Source organism: Amycolatopsis sp. QT-25 (assembly GCF_029369745.1).
Taxonomy (GTDB): Bacteria; Actinomycetota; Actinomycetes; order Mycobacteriales; family Pseudonocardiaceae; genus Amycolatopsis.
Window position 1 is genome coordinate 604,289 of the sequence record NZ_CP120210.1, and the last position, 26,106, is coordinate 630,394.

Genomic DNA, 26,106 nt, shown 5'->3' on the forward strand with positions numbered 1-26,106 from the left:
AACAGTTAAGGACAGAAGCAATGCCCAAGCACAGCAAGGCCTACCGCAAGGCTCTTGAGCTGGTGGACCGCGAGCGGCTCTACGCCCCGCTCGAGGCCGCGAAGCTGGCCAAGGAGACCTCCTCCGCGAAGATGGACGCCACCGTCGAGGTCGCGATGCGCCTCGGTGTCGACCCTCGCAAGGCCGACCAGATGGTCCGCGGCACCGTGAACCTGCCGCACGGCACCGGTAAGACCGCCCGCGTCATCGTTTTCGCCGTTGGTGACAAGGCCGCCGAGGCCGAGGCCGCCGGCGCGGACGTGGTCGGCACCGACGAACTGATCGAGCGCATCCAGGGTGGCTGGCTCGAATTCGACGCCGCGATCGCGACGCCGGACCAGATGGCCAAGGTCGGCCGTATCGCCCGTATCCTCGGCCCGCGTGGCCTGATGCCGAACCCGAAGACCGGCACCGTGACCCCCGCGGTCGCGAAGGCCGTGACGGACATCAAGGGCGGTAAGATCAACTTCCGCGTGGACAAGCAGGCCAACCTGCACTTCGTCATCGGCAAGGCCTCTTTCGACACCGAGAAGCTGGTGGAGAACTACGCGGCCGCGCTGGACGAGGTCCTCCGCGCCAAGCCGTCGTCGGCGAAGGGGCGCTACCTGAAGAAGGTCACGCTCTCCACGACGATGGGCCCGGGTGTCCCGGTCGACCCCGCCCGGACCCGCAACCTCCTTTCCGAGGACGCGTGAGTCTGAGTTAGACATCACTGAGAAGAGGGCGGTCCCGCTACGGCGGGGCCGCCCCTTTTTCGTGTTTGCTTGAGGGCATGCCTACCTTCGCGTCGTTCGACGGGCTTCAGCTGAGCTACACCGTTTGGGAAGGCAAGGGGCGGCCGGTGCTGCTGCAGCACGGCTTCGCCGCGGACACGAACGCCAACTGGATCGCGCCGGGCGTCGTCGACACCCTCCAGGACGCGGGGCTGACCGTGATCGGCCTGGACGCGCGCGGCCACGGACGGTCGGCGAAGCCGCACGACGAGGCAAGCTACGGCGGCGACGCGATGGTCCGCGACGTGTCGGCGTTGCTCGACACGCTGAACCTCGACGAGGTGTCGATGGTCGGCTACTCGATGGGCGCGATGATCGCGCTCGGCGCGGTGGCCGCCGACCCGCGGATCCGGTGCCTGGCGATCGGCGGGGTCGGTTCGGGGATCGTCGACTTCGGCGGCGTGGACACCCGCGTCGTCACGCCGGAGGCGATCAGCGAAGCCCTGCTGGCGGAGGACCCTTCGACGCTTCCGCCGTCTTCGGCGCCTTTCCGCGCCCTCGCCGACGCGCTGCGGGCGGACCGGATCGCGCTCGCGGCCGTCGCCCGCGGCACGGCGAATCCGAAGCTGGACCTGACGGCGATCGCCGTGCCGACCCTCATCCTCGCCGGCGACACCGACCCCCTGGCCGCGGAACCCGAACGCCTGGCCGCCGCCATCGCCGGCGCCCGCCTCGTCCGCGTGCCCGGCGATCACCTGGCCGCCGTCATGCACCCCGCCTTCGGCTCGGCGCTGACCGGCTTCCTGACCTCGCACGACCTCTGACCCGCGTCGACTTTAGCCCCCTAATCGCGATCCGGGGGGCGTGTCGCCTTTAGCGGGCTGAACGCGATCCGGCGCGCCCTTGCGTTCAGCCCCCTGATCGCGATCCGGCGGCGGGACGCCCAGGTCAGCTGCCGGTCGGGGGAGCGGGACAGGGCTCGGGCGAGTTCGCGTGCCCGGTGATCAGCCACTGGCCCATCTCGACTTCCTGCAGGGTGAAGCTGCCCAGCAGGGGGCCGCCGCGGATGTTGTACCAGCACGAGTGGATCGTCAGGTTCTGCCGCGGGACCACGCTCGACATCGGGCGTACCGCGTAGATGTACGGCGTGATGTCGGTGACCTTGGCGTTCAGGGCCGGGACCGCGGTCGCGCAGTCCGGGTAGCCGAGGTCGCGGGCGAACTGGGCCTGCGCCTGTTCGCTCATCGACAGGCAGACCTTCTCGACCCGGGTGCCGGGTGGGTACGGCTTGCCGATCGTGTCGTAGATGGCCCGCACGGCTTCCCAGGGATTGGTCGAAAGCACCTGGTTCGTGTGGTGCTTGCCCCCGCCGCCCTGGACGAACGTCGCCGTGTCCTCTCCGGTGTCGCTGGGAAAGATCTGCCGGTAGGCGATGGTCGCGCCGATACAGATGAGCAGGATCACGATGACCCAGGCGAGAAGCTTTCCGCCCAGCCGTCGCAGCCAGCGCGGCGCACGCGGCCGAGAAGCCTTGACGAGTTCGCCGGGCGGCGGTCCCGGAGGCCCTGGAACTTGTCCACCGTAGTGCTGGGTCACGGGCTGCGTCGGCCGTGCTGGCACCAGGCCCTGCTGCTGTGCCTCGGTGAACTTCAGATAGTCCTGGAACTGCTGAAACTGCTGGAACTGGCGCAGTTGCTCCTCGTCCAGCCGGGGCGCGGGCCGACCTCCCGCCTTGGGCTCGATGTCCGTGCCGGGCTCGTTGCCCGGCTTTCCGTCATCACGCTGCTCCGCCACGTCACCATGATGCCCCGCGAACCCTCCTGTGCACTCCGCCGGTCGCGTTTAGCCCGCTGAACGCGCTCCGGCAGGGGCCCGTGCGAAGGCCGAAACCGGGTCACGTACCCTTGTCAAGGTTCTACCGAAGACCGCTGGTCTTCTCCTGGTCGTCTGGCCTGGAGAACGAAGGCCCCGCTAGGGCGGGCGACCCGCGCAGGAGGAACGAGGCTCGCCCACGACGTTCGTCGTCGTGTGCCCTGACGCCCCGCGCCTGTCTGCGCTGGGGCGTTTCGTCGTTTCAGGGGCTCTCAAGGCCAGTGGACCACTAGCCAAGAGAGGAGGCGACCATGGCGAAGCCCGACAAGGAGGCGGCCGTCGCCGAGATCGCGGAGAGCTTCCGCAGCAGCTCGGCCACAGTCGTTACCCAGTACACCGGCCTCTCCGTGTCCCAGCTGTCCCAGCTGCGCCGCGCTCTCGGCACCAGTGCCAAGTACCGGGTCGCGAAGAACACCCTCGTCAAGCGTGCCGCCACGGACGCGGGCATCGAGGGCCTCGAAGACCTGTTCGTCGGCCCGACCGCCATCGCCTTCGTCGAAGGTGAAGCTGTTGACGCCGCGAAGGCGCTTCGCGACTTCGCGAAGGACAACAACGCGCTTGTGATCAAGGGCGGTTACATGGACGGCAAGACGCTGTCCGTGGACGAGATCACCAAGATCGCCGATCTCGACAGCCGTGAGGTCCTGCTCGCCAAGGCGGCGGGCGCGTTCAAGGCGAAGCTGTCCCAGGCCGCCGCGCTGTTCCAGGCGCCGGCGTCTCAGGTCGCTCGCCTGGCTGCCGCGCTGGAGGACAAGCAGCGCAACGCCGGTACCGAAGCAGCCGAAGCACCCGCCGAGAGCTGAACACCCCCCACCCCGAACTTTTAGTTCGTTTCAGAGAGGAAAGCCACCATGGCGAAGCTGAGCACCACCGAGCTGATCGACGCCTTCAAGGAGCTCACCCTTCTTGAGCTGTCCGAGTTCGTGAAGGAATTCGAGACCACCTTCGACGTGACCGCGGCCGCCCCGGCTGCCGTCGTCGCCGCCGCCCCGGGTGCCGCCCCCGCCGCGGCCGCCGAGGAGCAGGACGAGTTCGACGTCGTCCTCGAGTCCGCTGGTGAGAAGAAGATCCAGGTCATCAAGGTCGTCCGTGAGGTCGTCTCGGGTCTGGGCCTGAAGGAGGCCAAGGAGCTGGTCGAGGCCGCTCCCAAGGCCCTCCTGGAGAAGGTCGACAAGGAGGCCGCCGAGGCCGCCAAGGAGAAGCTCGAGGCCGCGGGCGCCAAGATCACCATCAAGTGATCCCTGGCGCGTCAGCGCCCACCGCAGCACCGCCGAAGGGGCGGGCATCCAGTCCGGATGCCCGCCCCTTCGCTGTCTCCAGTCTCCTGGCCGGAGCGACTTCAGCGGGCTAACCGCGACGCGTAGCCAGGCTAAGTACCTGAGCGCGCCCCGGACGCCGGATCGCGTTTAGCCCCCTAAACGCGATCCGGCCCCCGCGCCCCCCGCTGACCTGCGTTCAGCGGGCTAACCGCGACGCGATACCGCCCCCACCTGGGTAGGCCCGCTTGTGGATCTGCGGGTGGAAGTGACGTGCACTACGGTGCTGCCAGCGGTGCACGGGCCGGGGGTGGACGGCGCGAAAAGTTACCCGCGGGTCTGGCCAGATAAGAAAACTGGTGAGTAACCTGTTCGCACTCAGCTCGTTGCACCTGGTTGACGCGGGTATCGCTGCGCGAACGCATGCGTCCTCCCGGGCCAGTGGCACGGGACGGCAGTGCGCGACGACGCGGAACAGCTCCTGGAGGTGCGATGGGTGCCGAGGTGGTCATCGAAGGTCTTTCGAAGTCCTTCGGTAAGCAGGCCATCTGGCGGGACGTCACGCTGACCCTGCCTCCGGGCGAGGTTTCGGCGATGCTCGGCCCGTCCGGAACCGGTAAGTCCGTCTTCTTGAAGTCGATGATCGGTCTGCTCAAGCCGGACCGTGGCCGGTGCATGATCAACGGCGTCGACATCGTGACGTGCTCCGAACACCAGCTCTACGAGGTACGCAAGCTCTTCGGTGTCCTCTTCCAGGACGGCGCGCTGTTCGGGTCGATGAACCTCTACGACAACGTGGCGTTCCCCCTGCGGGAGCACACGAAGAAGTCGGAGACCGAGGTCCGCCGGATCGTGCTCGAGAAGCTCGAGATGACCGGTCTCAACGGCGCCGACAAGAAGCTGCCCGGCGAGATCTCCGGCGGTATGCGCAAGCGCGCCGGGCTCGCCCGCGCCCTCGTGCTGGACCCGCAGATCATCCTGGTCGACGAGCCGGACTCCGGCCTCGACCCGGTCCGCACCACCTACATCTCCCAGCTCTTCCTGGACGTCAACGCGCAGATCGACGCGACGTTCCTGATCGTCACGCACAACATCAACCTCGCCCGCACCGTCCCGGACAACCTGGGCATGCTCTTCCGTAAGGAACTGGTCATGTTCGGCCCGCGCGAGGTGCTGCTGACCAGCGAGGAGCCGGTCGTCAAGCAGTTCCTCAACGGCAAGATGGACGGCCCCATCGGCATGAGCGAGGAGAAGGACTCGGCCCAGCTCGCCGCGGAGCGCGCGATGTTCGAGGCCGGTCACCATTCGGGCGGTGTCGAGGACGTCAGCGGGGTGCCGCCGCAGATGCAGCCGACGCCCGGCGTGCCGACCCGGATGGGCGCGGTCCGCCGCAAGGACCGGGTCATGCAGATCCTGCACGGCCTGCCGCCCGAGGCGCAGGAGAGCATCATCGAGTCGCTCTCCCCGGAGGAGCAGCAGCGTTACGGCGTCCGTCCGCAGCGGCTCGCCGCCGCGGGACACCGCGCACCGCAGAGCGACGGCTCGATGCCGAACCACCACCAGGGGCAGCTGCCCGACGACCAGGTCGCCCACCTCCCGCACCCCGGGAGAGCGGGCAACCACCGCTTGCGGCCACAAGGTCCGGGGTCAGGTGGCGCGTGAGCTCTTCCGCTTCATCGGCGAAGATCCCCGGGATCGGCATGTTGCGCGAGACCGGGAACCTGTTCGCTCTCGGCCTCGACATCGTTCGTGGCATCTTCCAGCGCCCGTTCCAGCTGCGGGAGTTCATCCAGCAGGCCTGGTTCATCGCGAGCGTCACGATCCTGCCGACGGCGCTCGTCGCGATCCCGTTCGGCGCGGTCATCTCGCTGCAGTTCGGTTCGCTCGCCCGCCAGCTCGGCGCCCAGTCCTACACGGGCGCCGGGTCGGTGCTCGCCACCGTGCAGCAGGCCAGTCCGCTGGTCACGGCGCTGCTGGTCGCCGGCGCCGGCGGTAGCGCCGTCTGCGCCGACATCGGCGCGCGGACCATCCGCGAAGAGATCGACGCCATGGAGGTGCTCGGTGTCTCCGCGGTGCAGCGGCTGATCGTGCCGCGCGTGCTCGCCATGATGCTGGTGGCGCTCCTGCTGAACGGCATGGTCAGCGTCATCGGCGTGCTCGGCGGGTACTTCTTCAACGTCGTCCTCCAGGGCGGGACGCCGGGCGCGTACCTGGCGAGCTTCTCCGCGCTGGCCCAGCTGCCGGACCTGTGGGTCGGCGAGCTGAAGGCGCTGATCTTCGGCTTCATCGCCGCGGTCGTCGCCTCCTACCGGGGACTGCACCCGTCCGGCGGCCCGAAGGGCGTCGGGGACGCGGTGAACCAGTCGGTCGTCATCACGTTCCTCATGCTGTTCGTGGTGAACTTCGTGATCACGCTGATCTACCTGCAGATCGTGCCCGGAAAGCTGGACTGACGCATGACCTTCCTCACTCGCGCCAAGGGGGTCGCCAACCGTCCACTGCGGACTTTGGACAACCTCGGCGACCAGATGTCGTTCTACGGCCGCGCGTTGCTGTGGACGCCGAGGACGCTTCGCCGGTACATGAAAGAAGTCCTGCGGCTGCTGGCCGAGGTGAGCTTCGGTTCCGGCTCGCTCGCGGTCATCGGCGGCACGGTCGGCGTGATGGTCGGCCTGACGCTCTTCACCGGTGTCCTCGTCGGTCTTCAGGGCTATTCGGCGCTGAACTCGATCGGCACTTCGGCCTTCACCGGCTTCCTGACCGCGTTCTTCAACACCCGCGAGATCGCCCCGCTGGTCGCCGGTCTCGCGCTTTCGGCGACGGTCGGCGCCGGATTCACCGCCCAGCTCGGCGCCATGCGGATCTCGGAGGAGATCGACGCGCTCGAAGTCATGGGCGTGCCGAGCCTGCCGTATCTGGTGACCACGCGGATCATCGCCGGTTTCGTCGCGGTCATCCCGCTGTACGTCATCGGCCTGCTGAGTTCGTATCTCGCGTCCCGGTTGGTCGTTATCTACATCTACGACCAGTCGGCGGGTACCTACGACCATTACTTCGATCTGTTCCTGCCACCGCAGGATGTGCTGTATTCGTTCATCAAGGTGCTGTTGTTCAGCGTCTTGATCATCCTGTCGCATTGTTATTTCGGTTACCGGGCCTCCGGCGGCCCCGCCGGTGTCGGCGTGGCGGTCGGCAAGGCGGTCCGGCTGAGCATCGTCACGGTGTCCATCATGAACTTCTTCATCGGTTTCGCGATCTGGGGAACCGACGTCACGGTGAGGATCGCAGGATGATCGCGACAGTCCGGCGCAGGCTTCTCGGCCTGTTGCTCGTCGCCGTGCTCATCGGCGGAGTGGCGCTGAGCATCGCGCTGTACCAGCGGGCGTTCACCCCCGTGGTGAGCGTGAAGCTCCAGTCGGGCAACATCGGGAACCAGTTGCTGAGGCAGTCCGACGTGAAGGTCCGCGGCCTGATCGTCGGTTCGGTGAAGGAGATCGCCGCGACCCCGGACGGCGCGGAACTCACGCTCGCGCTGAATCCGGAGTCCGCGAAACTGATCCCCCAGAACGTTTCCGCGCGATTCCTGCCGAAGACGTTGTTCGGTGAGCGTTTCGTTTCCCTCGAGATCCCGGACGAGCCTTCGGCCGAGACGATCGCCGAGGGTGACGTGATCACCCAGGACCGCACGTCCGGCGCTGTCGAGCTGGAGCAGGCCTTCGCACATCTGATGCCGGTGTTGCAGGCCGTCCAGCCGCAGAAACTGTCGAGCACGCTTTCGGCGATCGCAGGCGCGCTCAACGGCCGGGGAGACCAGCTCGGCGACACCCTCGCGCAGCTCGGCAGCTACGTCGGTGAACTGAACCCGCACGAGCCCAAGCTCCAGCAGAACCTGAAGGAACTCGCGAAGTTCTCGGACAACCTCGACGCCGTCGCCCCGGATCTGGTGCAGACCTTGGACAACCTGAGCACCACCACCCGCACCGTGGTGGACCAGAAGATGAACCTCACGAACCTTTACGGCAGCGTCACCCAGGCTTCGGTCGACCTTCAGACCTTCCTGCGGAACAACGCCGACAACCTGATCCGGCTCGCCGACACCGCCCGCCCGACGGCGGAGCTGCTGGCGAAGTACGCGCCGGAGTACCCGTGCGTGATCGGGCAGATGGCGGCCAACCTGCCGAAGATCGACAAGGCCCTCGGCAAGGGCACGAACCGGCCCGGCCTGCACGCGACCATCGAGATCACCGTCAACCGCGGGCCGTACCTGCCGGGCAAGGACGAGCCGCGGTTCGAAGACAAACGTGGTCCGCGCTGTTACGACCTGAAGCAGTTCCCGGATCCGTTCCCGCAGTACCCGCCGGACGGCCCGATCAAGGACGGCAGCACGGTCAAGGCGCCGGCGCGGTCGGCGAACGACGGTCTCTCGCCGTCGAACGGCTTCGCGAACTACAGCGGCTACAACGGCAATGGTGGCGGAGCGCCCGGCGGTAGCCCGTCGTACAGCGCGGCCGAGTCGGACTTCCTCGCGCAGCTGGTGGCCCCGCAGGTCGGCATGTCCGCTTCGGACGTGCCCGGTTGGGGCTCGCTGCTGGTGGGGCCGCTCTATCGCGGGGCGGAGGTGCACCTCCAGTGAGGGGATTACTCGCTCCGCTGATCAAGCTCTGCGCCTTCATCGTCGTCACCGTGCTGTTCACGACGATCCTCGGCATCAGCATCGCCAACGTGAACACCACCAGCACCAACGCCTACAAGGCACGGTTCAGCGACGCGACCCTGTTGCTGCCCAACGACGACGTCCGCATCGCCGGTGTCAGGGTGGGGCAGGTCAAGGACGTCCGCATCGTCGACCGGCGCCAGGCCGAGGTCGAGTTCGAGGTGGACGCCGGTCGCAAGCTGCCCGCCGGGGTCACCGCGCAGATCAAGTTCCGGAATCTGGTCGGCCAGCGCTACGTCTCGCTCGGCCAGGGCACCGACTCGTCCGGGAAGAACCTGGAGCCCGGCGGCAACATCCCGCTGGAGCGGACCACGCCCGCGCTCGACCTGACGCAGCTGTTCAACGGGTTCAAACCGCTGTTCACCGCGCTCGACCCGGACGACATCAACAAGCTGTCCTACGAGGTCATCCAGGTCCTGCAGGGCGAGGGCGGCACGATCGAGAGCCTGCTGAAGCACACCGCGTCGCTGGCCACCACGATCTCCGACAAGGACAAGGTGATCGGTGAGGTCATCGACAACCTGAACTCGGTGCTCGAAACGGTCAACGCGCACACGCCGCAGGTGAACGACCTGATCGTCAAGCTGCAGCAGCTGGTCTCCGGGCTGGCCGCGGACCGGGAGCCGATCGGTGACGCCATCGAGTCGCTCGGCACCCTCGCCCAGACCACGTCCGGCCTGCTCGGGGAGGCCCGTGAGCCGCTCAAGCAGGACATCGCCGCGCTCGGCACGTTGACGAAGAACCTCAACGACAGCGAGCCGATCGTCGAGCACTTCATCCAGTTCATGCCGCAGAAGGTGACGGCGCTGACCCGCACGGCCGACTACGGCTCCTGGTTCAACTTCTTCGCTTGTGAGCTGACGGGAGCCGTCGCCCTGCCTCCGCTGATCAACGAACCGATCAACCTGCCGCTGCTGCCGGTGAACCGGGCGAGGTGCACGGCATGAAGTCGTTCCGGAAACGCAACCCGATCCCGATCGCACTGGTGGGCATCTCGGTGCTGCTGCTCGGTTTCACCGCCGCCCTCAATTCCGAAGACCTGCCGGTCATCGGTGGCGGGACGACCTACAGCGCGGACTTCACCGAAGCTTCCGGCCTGCAGGAGGACAACGACGTCCGGGTCGCCGGGGTGAAGGTCGGCAAGGTCTCCGAGATCGAGCTCGACGGGGACAAGGTCCGGATCTCGTTCAAGGTCAAGGACGCCTGGCTCGGCGACAAGACCAGCGCGGCGATCAAGATCAAGACCGTGCTCGGCCAGAAGTACCTGGCGCTCGACCCGCAGGGGCAGCGCACGCTCGATCCGAGCGCGACCATCCCGCGCGAGCGCACGGCGTCGCCGTTCGACGTCCTCGACGCTTTCCGCGGGCTTTCGCAGACCGTCGACGACATCGACACGACGCAGCTGGCGAAGAGCTTCGACGTCATCACGGAGACCTTCGCCGACACGCCGGCCGACGTGAAGGGTGCCCTGAACGGCCTTTCCCGTCTCTCGGACACCATCGCCAAGCGTGACTCGCAGCTGTCGAGCCTGCTCGCGAACACGCGGCAGGTCTCGCAGACGCTCGTCGACCGTGACGCCGAGTTCCAGAAGCTCCTGGCCGACGGCAACAAGCTGCTCGGCGAGGTGTCCCGCCGCAAGGAGGCGATCTCCGCGCTGCTGGACGGCTCGCGCGACCTCGCCACCCAGCTCAAGGGCCTGGTCGACGACAACGACGCGCAGCTCGACCCGGTGCTCGCCCAGCTCGACCAGCTGACCTCGATGCTGCAGCGCAACCAGGACGCCCTCGGCCAGGGCATCGCGCGGTTCGCGCCGTTCATCCGGGTGTTCACGAACACGATCGGCAGTGGCCGCTGGTTCGACAACTACATCTGCGGACTGGTCCTGCCGTCGTTCGGCCCGATCAACGACAAGGGGTGCTACGAGAAATGAGTACCCGTCTCTCCGCCGGTCTCGCGCGTGGCTTCACCATCGCGATCGTGCTCGCGCTGGTCGTCGCCGGCGCGCTGTGGTGGACGCTCAAGGACGCCGGCCGCAACCACGTGACCGCGTACTTCGCCGGCACCGTCGGCCTCTACGAGGGCAACAGCGTCCGCATGCTCGGCGTCGACATGGGCACGGTCACCAAGATCCAGCCGATGGGTGACCGGGTCCGCGTCGATCTCGAATACGACCGTTCGGTGGCGGTGCCCGCCGACGCCAAGGCGATCATCGTGTCGCCGTCGCTGGTCAGCGACCGCTACGTGCAGCTGGCCCCGGCTTACCAGGGCGGCCCGCGGATCGCCGACGGCGCCGTCATCGGGCTCGACCGCACCGAGGTCCCCCTGGAAGTCGACGAGCTCGCCGCCAGCCTCTCCCGGGTCAGCCGGTCGCTCGGGCCCAACGGCGCCAACAAGAACGGTTCGCTGTCGAACCTGCTCGACACCGCCGCGAAGAACTTCGACGGCAACGGGAAGGCGCTGCACGACACGATCACGAAACTCGGCCAGGCCGCGGGCACGTTGTCCGGGAACTCCGGTGACCTGTTCAAGACCGTCGAAAACCTCGGCTCCTTCTCGCAGACGCTGGCGAACAGCGACTCGCAGGTCCGCGACTTCGAGCGGCAGCTCGCCGACGTCAGCGGATTCCTCGCGGGGGAGCGGGAAAACCTCGCGGCCACGGTGAAGCAACTGTCCGACACGCTCACCGCGGTGCAGGCGTTCGTCGAGAAGAACCGCGACCGGCTCAAGTCCAATGTGGACAAACTGGCCAGCGTGACCAAGGTGCTCGTGGACCAGCGCGGCGCGCTCGCCGAGATCCTCGACGTCGCCCCGGTCGGCCTCGGGAACCTGGTCAACACCTACAACGCCTCCTCGGGCACGCTCGACGCGCGGGCCAACCTCAACGAGCTCACCCAGCCGCCGCTGGTGATGGTGTGCAACCTGCTCAAGCAGACCCCGGACGCGCTCGACGTGCTCGGCGACGCGTGCAAGGGGATCGCCGGACTGGTCGACGGGCTGGTGCCGTTGCCGTCGATCGCGCAGGTGATCCAGTCCTCGCAGGCGGGCCAGCTGCCGCCGCTTCCGCTGCCGATCGCCGGTCAGCTCTACGGAACGGCGGCGAAGTGATGAAAACCCTCGCTCTCCTCGCTGTCGGAACCGTCGCCGCGCTCACGTTGAGCGGCTGCGGGTTCAGCGGCATCTACGACGTCCCGCTGCCGGGCGGCGCCGAACTCGGCGACCACCCGTACACGGTCAAGGTGCAGTTCCGGGACGTCCTCGACCTGACGCCGCAAGCCGGGGTGAAGGTCAACGAGGTCGCCATCGGCCGTGTCGAAGCGATCGGGCTGACCCAGGACGGCTGGAACGCCGAAGTCACCCTCCGGGTCAACGGCGACGTGAAGCTGCCGGCGAACGCGCTGGCCAACGTCAAGCAGTCGAGCCTCCTCGGTGAGAAGTACGTCGAGCTGGCCGCGCCCGCCGACCGGCAGGGCCGACTCGCCGACAACGCCGTGATCCCGCTGGCCCGCACGAACCGCAGCGTCGAGGTCGAGGAACTGCTCGGCGCGCTTTCCCTGCTGCTCAACGGCGGCGGGGTGGAACAGCTCAACACCATCACCAAGGAACTCAACAACGCCACCACCGGCCGTTCGCCGGAGCTCAAGGCGCTGCTGAACAACGCCAACGAGCTGGTGACGAACCTGGACAAGCAGTCCGCGAACATCACGCGGGCGCTCGACGGGCTGAACCGGCTCTCGCTGACGCTGAACGGCCAGAAGGACAAGCTGGTCGGCGCGGTCGACAACCTCGGCCCCGGCCTCGGCGTACTGGAGCAGCAGCGCGGCCAGCTGGTGACCATGCTGAACGCGCTCAACCACCTCTCCGGGGTCGCCGTCGACACGGTGAACAAGAGCAAGGAAGACCTCGTCGCCGACCTCAAGGCGTTGCAGCCGACGCTGCGGAAGCTCGGCGAGGCGGGGTCGGATCTGCCCAAGGCGCTGGAGATCCTGTTGACCTTCCCGTTCAGCGACGCCGCCTACGAGGGGGTCAAGGGCGACTACTTCAACCTGTTCGCGAAGGTCGACCTGAATCTGAACGAGATCCTCAAGAACCTCGGCCGCAGCCGCCAGAACCCGCTTCAGGACGTCGTCCCGGTGCCGGGACTGACCGGCGGGACGGAGGGGCCGGGGGCGAATCCGCCGCTGCCGATCCCGGACAGCGTCGGCGGGGTCGCCGGTGGCCAGGTGGGCGCGCCGCAGGGCGGCGGGCAGCCGCAACAGACCGGACTCGCCGGGATCTTCGGTTTGCTGTCGGGAGGTGCCGGCTGATGCTGGTCCGTAGGACGAAGATCCAGCTGGTCGCCTTCGCGATCATCTCCGTGGTCGCCATCGTGTACGCGCTGATCCGGTTCGCCGGACTCGGCCAGGTCTTCGGCGACGAGGGCTACACGGTGAAGCTGCAACTCAAGCAGTCCGGCGGCATCTTCCAGAACGCGGAGGTCACCTACCGCGGCTTCAACATCGGCCGGGTCGGGGAGCTGCGCCTCACCAAGACCGGCCTGGAAGCCGACCTCGACATCGCCCCGGACGCCCCACCGGTGCCCGCCGCGCTGGACGCCGTGGTCGCGAACCGGTCGGCCGTCGGTGAACAGTTCGTCGACCTGCGGCCGAAGGGCGAGCAGGGGCCGTTCCTGAAGTCGGGTTCGGTCATCCCGGCCGACAAGGTCAAGACCCCGGTGCCCACCGAGCAGCTCATCGGTGACCTCGACAGCCTCGCGGCGTCGGTGCCGACCGATTCGCTGCGCAAGGTCGTCGACGAGTCGTACAACGCCTTCAACGGCACCGGCGCGGACCTGCAGCGGCTGCTCGACACCGCGCGGAGCTTCACCGCGACCGCGCAGGAATACCTGCCGCAGACCATCCAGCTGCTGGAGAAGGGCGGGCAGGTCCTCGAAACGCAGAACGACATGGCGAGCTCGATGAAGTCGTTCAGCGCGGACCTCAACAAGCTCTCCAGCACGCTGAAGAACTCCGACGCCGACATCCGGAAGCTGATCGGGATCACCCCGCAGGTGGCGGACCAGATCAGCTCGGTGCTCGCCGAATCCGGTCCCGGGCTGGGCGCGCTGACGGCGAACCTGCTCACGACGTCGAATCTGCTGGTGACCCGGCTCGACGGGCTCGAACAGGGACTGGTGACCTACCCGATGCTGGCCGCGGGCGCGAACAGCGTCGCCAACGACGGCACCGCGCACCTGGGCCTCGCGCTCAACCTGTTCAACCCGCCCTCGTGCACCAAGGGCTACATCGGCCTCGACAAGTACCGCGAAGGCACCGACACGACGCCTCGCCCGCCGAAGGACGACGCGTACTGCGCCGAGCCGAAGGGCAGCCCGATCAACGTGCGCGGTTCGCAGAACGTGCCGTACAACGGCGTCCCGCAGATCCCGTCGGAAGGCGACGTCGCGGCGAACGCCGGCCGCTCGGCCGAGGAACTGGCCACCCTGCGCGCGGCGCAGGGCATGCCGAGCGTCCTGCGGAGCCCGGGGGTCAGCCTGCCCACCCTCGGCACGCTGCTGGGCCTGCCCGGCTGAGCCCGAGACCCTGTACCTACCCTGGAGTGTCATGAGTTCTTCTCGATCGCGGACCCTCGTCCTGGGGGCGGCGGCGTTCGCGCTGGCCGCCTTCGTCGCCGCGGTGATCTTCGGTGTCATGTGGGCCGTGGCCGAGGCCGACGACAACGCCGACCTCGCGCGTTCGCGAGACGAGGTGATCAAGGCCGGTGGTACCGCGATCAAGGCGTATACCGAGGTCGACTTCGAGAACCTCAATGACTTCTTCGAGCGGCAGAAGGCCGTCTCCGACGACAAGATGGCGGAGCAGCTGAAGCAGCTGGAACCGACCTATCGCAAGGCACTCGGTGACGCGAAGACCAAGGTCGTGACCACCATCCAGGACATCGCGGTCGAGGAACTCGACGACCACGAAGGCAAGGCGAGCTTCCTCGCCGCCATCTCCACCCAGGTCACCCAGGGCGACAAGGCGAGCTCGAAGGCGTTGCGCCTCGAGGTCTCGATGACCCGGGTGGGCGATGAGTGGAAGCTGTCCGGGATCGACAACGTGCCCCTCGTCGCGGCCGGTCAGTAAGAGCGTCACCTAGAACGGAGCCTCGTAGTGCCTCCCTCCCGTCGCCAGCCCCCTCGCAGCACTCCGCCGGTGCGCCGCCCCCGGGTGGCCGGTCTGCGACGGCCCGCCGCGTCTCCTGGCCCCGCCTCTTCGGAGGTCCCTGCTGCGGAGGTCTCGGAGGTCTCGGAAGTGTCGGAGACGCCGGTGGCGAAGCCGGCGCCGGTCCGCCGTCCGTCTCCGCGGCCCGCTCCGCGTCCTGCGCCCGCGCCTGAACCTCAGCCCGAAGCCGAGGTCGAACCCGAGCCCGCTGAGGCCGAGCCCGTTGCTGTCGAGCCCGTTGCTGTCGAGCCCGTTGCTGTCGAGCCCGCTGCTCCCGAGCCCGCTGCTCCCGAGGGCGTTGAAGCCGAGGTCCCTGCTGTCGAGGTTCCTGAAGAGCTCGAAGAGGCTCCCGAAGCTGAGGTTGTCGCGAAGCCGAGCCCGCGCGCGAAGGCGCGTGAGGCCGCCCAGGCGAAGCCGGACGACCTCGAAGACGAGGCCGCTACCGAGGTCGATGAAACTTCAGAGCCTGCCGAGAAGAAGGCAGGCTCTCGTCAGCTGATCCTGGCGGGCGCGCTGGTCGTCGTCGGACTTCTGCTGGCCGCGAGCGCCGTGTTCTTCAAGATCCAAGCCGACGAGGTGTCCGGCTCGACGAACAACACGGCGTTGCTGGACGTCGCGAAGACCGCGCAGGTCAAGGACCAGGTCGCGAAAGCCACCGAGGCGCTGTTCTCGTACGACTACAACAACATCGCGAAGACCGAGACTGCGGCCGGCGACCTGCTGGTCAACGACGAGGTGCGGGCGAAGTACAACCTGCTGATGGGCGAGGTCAAGCGGCTGGCGCCGCAGCAGAAGATGGTCGTGACCTGCAAGGTCACCCGCAGCGCCGTCATCCGGCTGGAAGGCGACCGGGCCGACGTGATGGTGTTCGTCGACCAGAGTTCGACGCGGGCCGACACGAACAAGACCACCGCCGGCAGCGCGCAGCTGCACTTGAACGCGGAACTGCAGGGCGACAAGTGGAAGATCACGGCGATGAACACCTACGCCGCTCCGCCCAACCCAGCCGCCTCCTCGGCCCCCGCTTCCCCGGCCCCCTCCAAGTAGCGCCCCCGGAGCGCGTTTAGCCCGCTAAACGCGCTCCGCCGCCACCCGGCGCCCACCTGTCCTGTGAAGGCCTCCTTGAGGGACTCTGGGTCCCTCAAGGAGGCCTTCACGGCTTTCCGGCTCCCCCCTCCCTCGCTCCAGAGCGCGTTTAGCGGGCTAAACGCGCTCCGCCGGGCGGTCGTGAGTGGCGATCTGGGTGCTGAGGAGGTCCTCTGGGGTACCTGGGCGCTTCTTTGCGTGATGACGGGTGGCTGGAGTACATGAAGGCCCCCTTCCTGTACCTAGGCGCAAGGATGGGGGCCTTCATGTACAGGGGATGATGTGAAGATCGCGGTTGCTCGGCTGAGTTGGGGGAGGGTGCCTTCACACGTTGTCGCTGTGGTGCTCAAGCTTGAGGCGGCGTTCCTGCCTGCCCGCAGTAGGTACCGGACAGATTCGTGGCGCTGACGACCCGAATCGCGCCCGAGAAGTTCAAGCCTGGGGGTGGGCAAGGCCCCAAGCCGAAGCCCGACGTCCCGAGGGTCACCCCGGCCGCCTCTCCGCCGCGGCCGCCCGGGACGCGTCGCGTTCAGCCCCCTAAACGCGATCTCCGCACCTCCCTGTGCGCCGCACCAGCCGACTCACCGGTCACAACCGCCACACACCCCGAAACGCCCGAACCATCCCCGATCCTTACCCGGTGACCCTCCGAAACGTCGCCAGGGCAAGATCGCGTTTAGCCCGCTAAACGCAGGTCGGCGCCTCGACGGCGCCACCTGCGCATACCGGACGGTAACCAGGATGATCATCCTGTGAAGCGCCCGCCCCGGAGCTTCTTCGGCGCTGCGCCAACCGGCGGGACCACCGCGCGGCATCTTGACTCAGAGCCCCTGTGGGGTCACGCTTACTGGCAACGGTGAGAACCGGCGGTGCCCTTGCGGGAGGGACGGTCCGGGAAGGCCGAGGAGAGGCATACCTGAAGACGTCGCGTTGCAGGCTGGGCCCCATCGGGAGCGCCCCCTGGACAGACCGCGACGTTCGGGCTAGACTGCTTCTTTGCGCTGCCCTCTTTCAGGCTGCCCGGAGCCGGTAGTTAGGATAGTGGGCACACGGCACCCTTGACAGACCGCATCAGCTGTTGCTGACGCGGCTGCTCACCGCTCATTGTCCCCGGAAGGACGCATCTTGGCAGTCTCTCCCGCGAACCAGGCCACTGCTGCGACCACCTCGGCTGTATCTCGTTCGGAGTCCACGGGAATCCCGGGAGCCCCCAAGCGGGTCTCCTTCGCAAAGATTCGCGAGCCGCTCACCACTCCGAACCTGCTCGACGTGCAGATCAGGTCTTTCGAATGGTTCACCGGCGACGAAGCGTGGTTCGAACACCGCGTCGAAGAAGGTGAAGAAAACCCGGTCGGCGGCCTGGAAGAGGTCCTCAACGAGATCTCGCCGATCGAAGACTTCTCCGGATCCATGTCGCTGTCCTTCTCCGACCCGCGCTTCGACGAGGTCAAGGCCTCCGTCGAGGAGTGCAAGGACAAGGACATGACGTACGCGGCCCCGCTGTTCGTGACCGCCGAGTTCGTGAACAACAACACCGGCGAGATCAAGAGCCAGACGGTCTTCATGGGTGACTTCCCGGTGATGACCGACAAGGGCACCTTCGTCATCAACGGCACCGAGCGTGTCGTCGTGTCCCAGCTGGTCCGTTCGCCGGGTGTGTACTTCGACACCAGCGTCGACAAGACCACCGACAAGGACGTCTTCACCGTCCGCGTCATCCCGAGCCGGGGTGCCTGGCTGGAGTTCGACGTCGACAAGCGTGACACCGTCGGCGTCCGCATCGACCGCAAGCGCCGCCAGCCGGTCACCGTGCTGCTGAAGGCGCTCGGCTGGACCACCGAGGCGATCCGCGAGCGCTTCTCCTTTTCCGAGACGCTGCTCGCCACCCTCGAGAAGGACCACACCGCCGGCACCGACGAGGCGCTGCTCGACATCTACCGCAAGCTGCGTCCGGGCGAACCGCCCACCAAGGAGAGCGCGCAGACGCTGCTGGAGAACCTGTTCTTCAAGCCGAAGCGCTACGACCTGGCCAAGGTCGGCCGGTACAAGCTGAACAAGAAGCTCGGCTTGACCACGCCGTACGACACCGGGACGCTGACCGAAGAGGACATCGTCTCGACGATCGAGTACCTGGTCCGCCTGCACGCGGGCGAGGACAAGGCGACCGTCGGCGACCAGACCATCCCGGTCGAGACCGACGACATCGACCACTTCGGCAACCGTCGTCTCCGCACCGTCGGCGAGCTCATCCAGAACCAGATCCGCGTGGGTCTGTCCCGGATGGAGCGCGTCGTCCGTGAGCGGATGACCACCCAGGACGTCGAGGCGATCACGCCGCAGACCCTGATCAACATCCGTCCCGTCGTGGCGGCGATCAAGGAGTTCTTCGGTACTTCGCAACTGTCGCAGTTCATGCAGCAGACCAACCCGATCGACGGCCTGACGCACAAGCGGCGTCTGTCGGCCCTCGGCCCCGGTGGTCTGTCCCGTGAGCGCGCCGGCATGGAGGTCCGCGACGTCCACCCGTCGCACTACGGCCGCATGTGCCCGATCGAGACGCCGGAAGGCCCGAACATCGGCCTGATCGGCTCGCTCTGCTCGTACGCGCGGGTCAACCCGTTCGGCTTCATCGAGACGCCGTACCGCAAGGTCGTCGAGGGCCGGGTCACCGACCAGGTCGACTACCTGACCGCGGATGAGGAAGACCGGTTCGTCAAGGCGCAGGCGAACGCGCCGATCACCGACGACGGCACCTTCGTCGAAGACCGGGTCCTGGTCCGCAAGAAGGGCGGTGAGGTCGAGCTGATCGACCCGCTCGACGTGGACTACATGGACGTGTCGCCGCGCCAGATGGTGTCGGTCGCCACGGCGATGATCCCGTTCCTCGAGCACGACGACGCGAACCGCGCGCTGATGGGCGCGAACATGCAGCGTCAGGCGGTGCCGCTGCTGCGCAGTCAGGCGCCGCTGGTGGGCACCGGCATGGAGTTGCGCGCCGCGATCGACTCCGGCGACATGGTGATCGCCGAGCAGTCGGGCGTGGTCGAGGAACTCTCCGCCGACCTGGTCACGATCATGCACGACGACGGGACGCGCAAGAGCTACAGCCTCTACAAGTTCCGCCGCTCGAACCACGGCACCTGCTTCAACCACCGCCCGATCGTGAACGAGGGTGACCGGGTCGAACAGGGTCAGGTCATCGCCGATGGCCCGTCCACCGAGAACGGCGAGGTGGCACTCGGCAAGAACCTGCTCGTGGCGGTCATGCCATGGGAAGGCCACAACTACGAAGACGCGATCATCCTCTCCGAGCGCATGGTGCAGGACGACGTGCTCACGTCGATCCACATCGAGGAGCACGAGATCGACGCCCGCGACACCAAGCTGGGCGCCGAGGAGATCACCCGGGACATCCCGAACGTCTCCGAAGAAGTCCTGGCCGACCTCGACGAGCGCGGCATCATCCGCATCGGTGCCGAGGTTCGCGACGGCGACATCCTGGTCGGCAAGGTCACGCCCAAGGGTGAGACCGAGCTGACCCCGGAAGAGCGCCTGCTCCGCGCGATCTTCGGGGAGAAAGCCCGCGAAGTCCGCGACACCTCGCTGAAGGTGCCGCACGGCGAGACCGGCAAGGTCATCGGCATCCGCGTGTTCTCGCGCGAGGACGACGACGAGCTGCCCCCGGGCGTCAACGAACTGGTCCGCGTCTACGTGGCCCAGAAGCGGAAGATCCAGCCGGGCGACAAGCTCGCCGGTCGCCACGGGAACAAGGGCGTCATCGGCAAGATCCTCCCCGCCGAGGACATGCCGTTCATGGAGGACGGCACGCCCGTCGACATCATCCTGAACACCCACGGTGTCCCGCGTCGTATGAACATCGGCCAGGTCCTGGAGCTTCACCTGGGCTGGCTGGCTTCGCAGGGTTGGAAGATCGAAGGCGCCCCGGATTGGGCGAAGAACCTCAACGAGGAGCTGTACGACGTCGACCCCGGCACGAACACCGCCACCCCGGTGTTCGACGGTGCCAAGGAAGACGAGCTGACCGGCCTGCTCGGCGCCACCAAGCCGAACCGCGACGGTGAGCGCATGGTCAAGCAGAACGGCAAGGCCATGCTGCTGGACGGCCGCTCCGGCGAGCCGTACCCGTACCCGGTCGCCGTCGGCTACATGTACATCCTGAAGCTGCACCACCTGGTCGACGACAAGATCCACGCCCGGTCCACCGGTCCGTACTCGATGATCACGCAGCAGCCGCTGGGTGGTAAGGCGCAGTTCGGTGGCCAGCGGTTCGGCGAGATGGAGTGCTGGGCGATGCAGGCGTACGGCGCCGCATACACCCTGCAGGAACTCCTGACGATCAAGTCGGACGACGTGGTCGGCCGCGTCAAGGTGTACGAGGCCATCGTCAAGGGGGAGAACATCCCCGAGCCGGGTATCCCCGAGTCGTTCAAGGTGCTCCTGAAGGAGCTCCAGTCGCTCTGCCTCAACGTCGAGGTGCTGTCCAGCGACGGCGCCGCGATCGAGATGCGCGACTCCGACGACGAGGACCTCGAGCGCGCCGCGGCCAACCTCGGCATCAACCTGTCCCGCAACGAGTCGCCCTCGGTGGACGACGTCGTGCACTGACGGCTGTCCGAGGCGGGGCCTGCCTCCCGTGGGCCCCGCCTCGACCGCCAACCCCTCTAGTCGACCCAACCCCAAGGGGATGCAAAGACGTGCTGGACGTCAACTTCTTCGATGAGCTCCGCATCGGCCTCGCCACCGCCGACGACATTCGTCAGTGGTCCTTCGGCGAGGTGAAGAAGCCGGAGACCATCAACTACCGGACGCTCAAGCCCGAGAAGGACGGCCTCTTCTGCGAGAAGATCTTCGGCCCGACCCGGGACTGGGAGTGCTACTGCGGTAAGTACAAGCGAGTCCGCTTCAAGGGCATCATCTGCGAGCGCTGTGGCGTCGAGGTCACCCGCGCCAAGGTGCGCCGTGAGCGGATGGGCCACATCGAGCTGGCCGCTCCCGTCACCCACATCTGGTACTTCAAGGGTGTTCCCTCCCGCCTGGGCTACCTGCTCGACCTGGCGCCGAAGGACCTCGAGAAGATCATCTATTTCGCGGCCTACGTGATCACCGGTGTGAACACCGAGCTGCGGCACAACGACCTGCCGACGCTGGAGAACGAGATCGGCGTCGAGCGCAAGAACCTCGAGACCAAGCGTGACGCGGACATCGAGGCACGGGCGCAGAAGCTGGAAGCCGACCTGGCCGAGCTGGAGGCGGAGGGCGCCAAGTCCGACGTCCGCCGCAAGGTCAAGGAAGGCGGCGAGCGCGAGATGCGTCAGCTGCGTGACCGCGCCGGTCGCGAGCTGGACCGTCTCGAGGAGGTCTGGACGACCTTCACCAAGCTCGACGTGCGTCAGCTGATCGCCGACGAGCTGCTCTACCGCGAGCTCGTCGACCGCTACGGCGAGTACTTCACCGGCGGCATGGGCGCGGAGGCCATCCAGAAGCTGGCCACCGAGTTCGACGTCGCGGCCGAGGCCGACAACCTGCGCGACACCATCCGCAACGGCAAGGGGCAGAAGAAGCTCCGCGCGCTGAAGCGGCTCAAGGTCGTCGCGGCCTTCCAGGCCACCGGCAACGACCCGCGCGGCATGGTGCTCGACGCCGTCCCGGTGATCCCGCCGGACCTGCGCCCGATGGTCCAGCTCGACGGTGGCCGGTTCGCCACCTCCGACCTGAACGACCTCTACCGCCGCGTCATCAACCGGAACAACCGGTTGAAGCGGCTGATCGACCTCGGCGCGCCCGAGATCATCGTCAACAACGAGAAGCGGATGCTGCAGGAGGCCGTCGACGCGCTGTTCGACAACGGCCGCCGCGGCCGCCCGGTCACCGGTCCCGGTAACCGTCCGCTGAAGTCGCTGTCCGACCTGCTCAAGGGCAAGCAGGGCCGGTTCCGCCAGAACCTGCTCGGCAAGCGTGTCGACTACTCGGGCCGTTCGGTCATCATCGTCGGCCCGCAGCTGAAGCTGCACCAGTGCGGTCTGCCGAAGGACATGGCGCTGGAGCTGTTCAAGCCGTTCGTCATGAAGCGGCTGGTCGACCTGAACCACGCGCAGAACATCAAGTCCGCCAAGCGGATGGTGGAGCGCTCGCGGCCGCAGGTGTGGGACGTGCTCGAAGAGGTCATCACCGGCCACCCGGTGATGCTGAACCGTGCGCCGACCCTGCACCGCCTCGGTATCCAGGCCTTCGAGCCGCAGCTGGTCGAAGGCAAGGCCATCCAGCTGCACCCGCTGGTCTGTGAAGCGTTCAACGCGGACTTCGACGGTGACCAGATGGCCGTGCACCTCCCGCTGTCCGCGGAGGCGCAGGCCGAGGCTCGCATCCTGATGCTGTCGGCGAACAACATCCTTTCGCCGGCGTCGGGCCGCCCGCTCGCCATGCCGCGACTGGACATGGTGACCGGTCTGTTCCACCTGACCCGCCTGAACGAAAAGGCCGAGGGCGCGGGCTTCGCGTACTCCTCGCCGGCCGAAGCGATCATGGCGTACGACCGCAAGGCGCTGAGCCTGCACGCCCCGGTCAAGATCCGCATCACCGACCGTCAGCCCGCCAAGGCCGACGAAGCGGCGCTCGCGGAGAAGGGCTGGGAGCCGGGCAAGGCTTGGCTGGCCGAGACCACCCTGGGCCGCGTGCTGTTCAACGAGCTGCTCCCGGCGGACTACCCGTTCATCAACGAGCCGATGCCGAAGAAGCGTCAGGCCGCGATCGTGAACGACCTCGCCGAGCGCTACTCGATGACCCAGGTCGCGCAGACCCTGGACCGCCTGAAGGACGCCGGTTTCTACTGGGCGACCCGTTCGGGTGTCACGGTCGCGATCTCCGACGTCCTCGTGCCGACCGGCAAGAAGGCCATTCTGGACGAGTACGAAGGCAAGGCCGACCAGGTCGAGAAGCGGTACCAGCGTGGTCAGCTGTCGCACGCCGAGCGCAACAACGAGCTCGTCAAGGTGTGGACGCAGGCCACCGAAGAGGTCCACAAGATCATGGAGACGGCGCTGCCGGACGACAACCCGATCGCGATGATCGTGAAGTCGGGCGCGGCGGGCAACATGACGCAGGTCCGGTCGCTGGCCGGTATGCGTGGTCTGGTGTCGAACCCGAAGGGTGAGTACATCCCGCGTCCGATCAAGGCCAACTTCCGTGAAGGCCTGTCGGTGGCGGAGTACTTCATCGCGACGCACGGTGCCCGTAAGGGTCTGGCGGACACGGCGCTCCGTACCGCCGACTCGGGTTACCTGACCCGTCGTCTGGTGGACGTGTCGCAGGACGTCATCGTCCGCGAGGTCGACTGTGGCACCACCCGCGGCATCAACATGCCGATCGGTGAGGACGTCGGCGACGGCAAGGTCCTGCGCGACCAGCACGTCGAGACCAGCGTGTACGCGCGGAACCTGGCGACCGACGCGGTCGACGCCAAGGGCAACGTCGTGCTCAACGCCGGTGACGACATCGGTGACCCGGCGATCGACAAGCTCATCTCGAGCGGGATCGCCAAGGTCAAGGTGCGTTCGGTGCTGACCTGCGAGTCGGCCGTCGGTATCTGCGCCACCTGCTACGGCCGGTCCATGGCGACCGGTCAGCTCGTCGATGTCGGCGAGGCCGTGGGTATCGTCGCGGCCCAGTCGATCGGTGAGCCGGGTACGCAGCTGACGATGCGTACGTTCCACCAGGGTGGTGTCGCCGGTGACGACATCACGACCGGTCTGCCCCGTGTCCAGGAGCTGTTCGAGGCCCGTGTCCCGAAGGGCAAGGCGCCGATCGCCGACGTCGATGGCCGGGTGCGCATCGAGGAGAGCGAGCGGTTCTGGAAGATCACGCTGATCCCGGACGACGGCAGCGAAGAGATCGTCTTCGACAAGCTGTCCAAGCGACAGCGGCTCGCGAACACCCCGAGCGGCCCGCTGGGCGACGGTGACCGCGTCAACGTCGGTCAGCAGCTGCTCGAGGGCACGCCGGACCCGCACGAGGTCTTGCGGGTCATGGGGCCGCGCGAGGCGCAGATGCACCTGGTGGACGAGGTCCAGAAGGTGTACCGGGCGCAGGGTGTGTCGATCCACGACAAGCACATCGAGGTCATCGTCCGGCAGATGCTGCGCCGGGTGACGATCATCGACTCCGGTGCCACGGACTTCCTCCCGGGCGAGCTGCCCGAGCGGACCAAGTTCGAGGCGAAGAACCGGGCGTCGGTCGCCGAAGGCGGCGAGCCTGCCTCGGGTCGCCCGGTGCTGATGGGGATCACGAAGGCCTCGCTGACCACGGACTCGTGGCTGTCGGCGGCCTCGTTCCAGGAGACCACGCGTGTCCTGACCGACGCGGCCATCAACGGCCGTTCGGACAAGCTCGTGGGCCTCAAGGAGAACGTGATCATCGGTAAGCTGATCCCGGCCGGTACCGGCATCAACAAGTACCGCAACATCCAGGTGCAGCCGACCGAGGAGGCGCGGGTCGCCGCTTACGCGATCCCGTCCTACGACGACGGCTACTACACCCCGGATGTGTTCGGCTCCACCCCCGGTGCCGCGGTTCCGCTGGACGACTACGACTTCGGCCGCGACTTCCGCTGACCGAAGCGCACTCCACGGGAATGGCCCTCGCCGATCCGGCGGGGGCCATTCCCGTTTCCGGGTGACTCAGTCGCCCATCATCGGCGAGCAGACAACTGACGCCGAAGGGCGCTTGACGCGTTCAGCGGGCTAAACGCGATCTGGCAGGGTAGACGCACGGGTGCCTTCCGGTGATCCGCGGATCGCCGATACCCGTGGGCGGACAGCCGGTCCTTCGCCACGATCGGAAAGTACTCCGCCTTCCTCTTCTCCTCCGGGAGGCTGCGGCTCAGCGCAAGAAATGGTCGACGGCGTGCTGTAGTCGTACCTCTTGAGCATGTAGGCACTGTTGGCCCGCACGCATTCCCCAGTCGGATTTTCCCTTCGGTTCAATGGTCGATCCGACTCCGGCGGCTTCACGAGTACAATTCCTGGTCGCCTTGGTACGGCGTCAGCAAGTTGATATGTGGCAGCGGAACAGCGTGCTGTGTATGGATTTCTGACCTATCCGGGGTTGTCGAGCCGTACTGAATCAGCGTATCCGACACGAAGGCGTCTGTTCCTTGCGTGCTGACGCTTTTCGCAGTGCCGCAGCGGTTCTCTGCGCGAACCGGCGGGTGATTGCATTCTTTGGTCCGCGCCTGTGCGGAGAGCAGAATTCCCGGCTATTCGGTGGCGAAAACAGGGAGAAAGAATGCTAACCAACTCGCCCAAGTGGTGACAGGCGCCAGGGTGGCGGTCCTGGCCGTGGGCACGGTGACCTACCCCGGCTCCACGACCAGTGCCTACGCCGACAAGGAGCACGGGATCCAGAACCACCTGGTCCAGAACCTCACGGCGTCCCAGCGCGCGGACGGCAAGCGCAGGAAGTGGCTCACGACGTACGCCCTCGACGTCTCCCGCCTTGGAGGACCGCCCGGCAGGCACGAGACGGCCTTGAGCTTCGGCCTGTCGCGGTCGGAGACGTCCACCCACCCCGGCGAGGTCGCGTAAGCCTGAAGCGACTTTCGCGGGCTAAGTGCGATCCGGCGCAGGGGGCGGGGCGACTTGCGTTCAGCCCCCTGATCGCGATCCGGTGGTGAGCGAAAAGCGGTGGCCGGAGTTGGCAGAATGTAGCCATGACCTGGAGCTTCGAAGTCACCCCCGTCGATCACCCGGACGCCGCCCAGCTGCTGCGTGAGTACCTGGACGAGATCGCCTCCCGCTTCTACGAGCGCCAGGTCACCGACGAGGAGCTCGACGTCTTGCTCGAGGAGAACCACAGCCGGGACATGGTCCCGCCGACCGGTTCCTTCCTCCTCGCGCGGCGCGACGGGGTGTTGGCCGGCTGCGCGGGGCTCAGGGTCGTCGCGCCCGGGATCGCCGAACTCAAGCGCGTCTTCCTGCGGAAGTCCGAACGCGGCAAAGGTGGCGCGGCGCTGCTCGTGGCCGCCGCCGAAGACGTCGCCCGCGGCCTTGGGGCCATGCTGATCCGCCTCGACACCCGCGACGACCTGGTCGAGGCGAGGGCCCTGTACGCCCGCCTCGGCTACGAGACGGTCGAGCCTTTCAACGACGACCCCTACGCACACCACTACTTCGCGAAGTCCCTGGCCCAGACGGTGCCGGATCGCGTTTAGC

At 67.2% G+C, this 26,106-nt stretch carries 20 protein-coding genes; 19 read left to right on the forward strand and 1 reads right to left on the reverse strand.

Going from position 1 to position 26,106, the window contains the following annotated elements:
• Nucleotides 1-20: 20 nt before the first annotated feature.
• On the forward strand, nucleotides 21-734 hold the full coding sequence (gene rplA / locus P3102_RS03030) for a 50S ribosomal protein L1 (protein WP_276366341.1): 714 nt from the start codon (nucleotides 21-23) through the stop codon (nucleotides 732-734).
• A 77-nt stretch (nucleotides 735-811) separates the two neighbouring features.
• Entirely contained in the window at nucleotides 812-1,576 is a 765-nt protein-coding gene (locus P3102_RS03035) for an alpha/beta hydrolase (protein WP_276366343.1), read from the forward strand.
• Between the two features lie 124 nt (nucleotides 1,577-1,700).
• Here P3102_RS03035 and P3102_RS03040 read toward each other — a convergent pair whose 3' ends face one another.
• Nucleotides 1,701-2,546: a hypothetical protein gene (locus P3102_RS03040; protein WP_276366344.1), complete on the reverse strand. Its 846-nt coding sequence runs from the start codon at nucleotides 2,544-2,546 to the stop codon at nucleotides 1,701-1,703.
• A gap of 329 nt (nucleotides 2,547-2,875) precedes the next feature.
• Between P3102_RS03040 and rplJ the strand changes: the two genes are divergently transcribed.
• From rplJ to P3102_RS03125, 17 genes are all read left to right on the forward strand, one after another.
• On the forward strand, nucleotides 2,876-3,427 hold the full coding sequence (gene rplJ / locus P3102_RS03045) for a 50S ribosomal protein L10 (RefSeq protein ID WP_276366346.1): 552 nt from the start codon (nucleotides 2,876-2,878) through the stop codon (nucleotides 3,425-3,427).
• Between the two features lie 48 nt (nucleotides 3,428-3,475).
• Nucleotides 3,476-3,862, forward strand: a complete 387-nt coding sequence (gene rplL, locus P3102_RS03050; RefSeq protein WP_276366348.1) for a 50S ribosomal protein L7/L12 — start codon at nucleotides 3,476-3,478, stop codon at nucleotides 3,860-3,862.
• A gap of 510 nt (nucleotides 3,863-4,372) precedes the next feature.
• Nucleotides 4,373-5,542, forward strand: a complete 1,170-nt coding sequence (locus tag P3102_RS03055) for an ATP-binding cassette domain-containing protein (RefSeq protein ID WP_276366350.1) — start codon at nucleotides 4,373-4,375, stop codon at nucleotides 5,540-5,542.
• Nucleotides 5,543-5,580: 38 nt separating this feature from the next.
• A complete protein-coding gene (locus P3102_RS03060; RefSeq protein WP_276371603.1) occupies nucleotides 5,581-6,333 on the forward strand; it encodes an ABC transporter permease in 753 nt (250 codons plus the stop codon).
• 3 nt (nucleotides 6,334-6,336) lie between these two features.
• Nucleotides 6,337-7,173, forward strand: coding sequence for an ABC transporter permease (locus P3102_RS03065; RefSeq protein WP_276366352.1), 837 nt, complete (start codon nucleotides 6,337-6,339; stop codon nucleotides 7,171-7,173).
• A complete protein-coding gene (locus tag P3102_RS03070) occupies nucleotides 7,170-8,513 on the forward strand; it encodes an MCE family protein (protein ID WP_276366355.1) in 1,344 nt (447 codons plus the stop codon). The genes P3102_RS03065 and P3102_RS03070 overlap by 4 nt, the downstream gene beginning before the upstream one ends.
• Nucleotides 8,510-9,541: an MCE family protein gene (locus P3102_RS03075; protein WP_276366357.1), complete on the forward strand. Its 1,032-nt coding sequence runs from the start codon at nucleotides 8,510-8,512 to the stop codon at nucleotides 9,539-9,541. The genes P3102_RS03070 and P3102_RS03075 overlap by 4 nt, the downstream gene beginning before the upstream one ends.
• On the forward strand, nucleotides 9,538-10,524 hold the full coding sequence (locus P3102_RS03080) for an MCE family protein (protein WP_276366358.1): 987 nt from the start codon (nucleotides 9,538-9,540) through the stop codon (nucleotides 10,522-10,524). The genes P3102_RS03075 and P3102_RS03080 overlap by 4 nt, the downstream gene beginning before the upstream one ends.
• Nucleotides 10,521-11,699 (forward strand): MCE family protein, encoded by a 1,179-nt coding sequence (locus P3102_RS03085; RefSeq protein WP_276366360.1) that lies wholly within the window; start codon nucleotides 10,521-10,523, stop codon nucleotides 11,697-11,699. Before P3102_RS03080 ends, P3102_RS03085 begins: the two co-directional genes overlap by 4 nt.
• Nucleotides 11,699-12,898 (forward strand): MCE family protein, encoded by a 1,200-nt coding sequence (locus P3102_RS03090; protein WP_276366361.1) that lies wholly within the window; start codon nucleotides 11,699-11,701, stop codon nucleotides 12,896-12,898. The genes P3102_RS03085 and P3102_RS03090 overlap by 1 nt, the downstream gene beginning before the upstream one ends.
• Complete coding sequence (locus tag P3102_RS03095) at nucleotides 12,898-14,163, forward strand: MlaD family protein (protein ID WP_276366363.1); 1,266 nt, start codon at nucleotides 12,898-12,900, stop codon at nucleotides 14,161-14,163. Before P3102_RS03090 ends, P3102_RS03095 begins: the two co-directional genes overlap by 1 nt.
• 31 nt (nucleotides 14,164-14,194) lie before the next feature.
• Complete coding sequence (locus P3102_RS03100; protein ID WP_276366364.1) at nucleotides 14,195-14,716, forward strand: hypothetical protein; 522 nt, start codon at nucleotides 14,195-14,197, stop codon at nucleotides 14,714-14,716.
• 168 nt (nucleotides 14,717-14,884) lie between these two features.
• The gene (locus tag P3102_RS03105; protein WP_276366366.1) at nucleotides 14,885-15,841 is read left to right on the forward strand and encodes a hypothetical protein; all 957 of its coding nucleotides are present in this window, start codon (nucleotides 14,885-14,887) and stop codon (nucleotides 15,839-15,841) included.
• 1,164 nt (nucleotides 15,842-17,005) lie between these two features.
• Nucleotides 17,006-20,506 (forward strand): DNA-directed RNA polymerase subunit beta, encoded by a 3,501-nt coding sequence (locus P3102_RS03110; RefSeq protein ID WP_276366367.1) that lies wholly within the window; start codon nucleotides 17,006-17,008, stop codon nucleotides 20,504-20,506.
• 89 nt (nucleotides 20,507-20,595) lie between these two features.
• Complete coding sequence (locus P3102_RS03115; protein ID WP_276366369.1) at nucleotides 20,596-24,507, forward strand: DNA-directed RNA polymerase subunit beta'; 3,912 nt, start codon at nucleotides 20,596-20,598, stop codon at nucleotides 24,505-24,507.
• 711 nt (nucleotides 24,508-25,218) lie between these two features.
• Nucleotides 25,219-25,479, forward strand: a complete 261-nt coding sequence (locus tag P3102_RS03120; RefSeq protein ID WP_276366371.1) for a hypothetical protein — start codon at nucleotides 25,219-25,221, stop codon at nucleotides 25,477-25,479.
• Nucleotides 25,480-25,604: 125 nt separating this feature from the next.
• The gene (locus tag P3102_RS03125; RefSeq protein WP_276366373.1) at nucleotides 25,605-26,105 is read left to right on the forward strand and encodes a GNAT family N-acetyltransferase; all 501 of its coding nucleotides are present in this window, start codon (nucleotides 25,605-25,607) and stop codon (nucleotides 26,103-26,105) included.
• Nucleotide 26,106 lies beyond the last annotated feature (1 nt).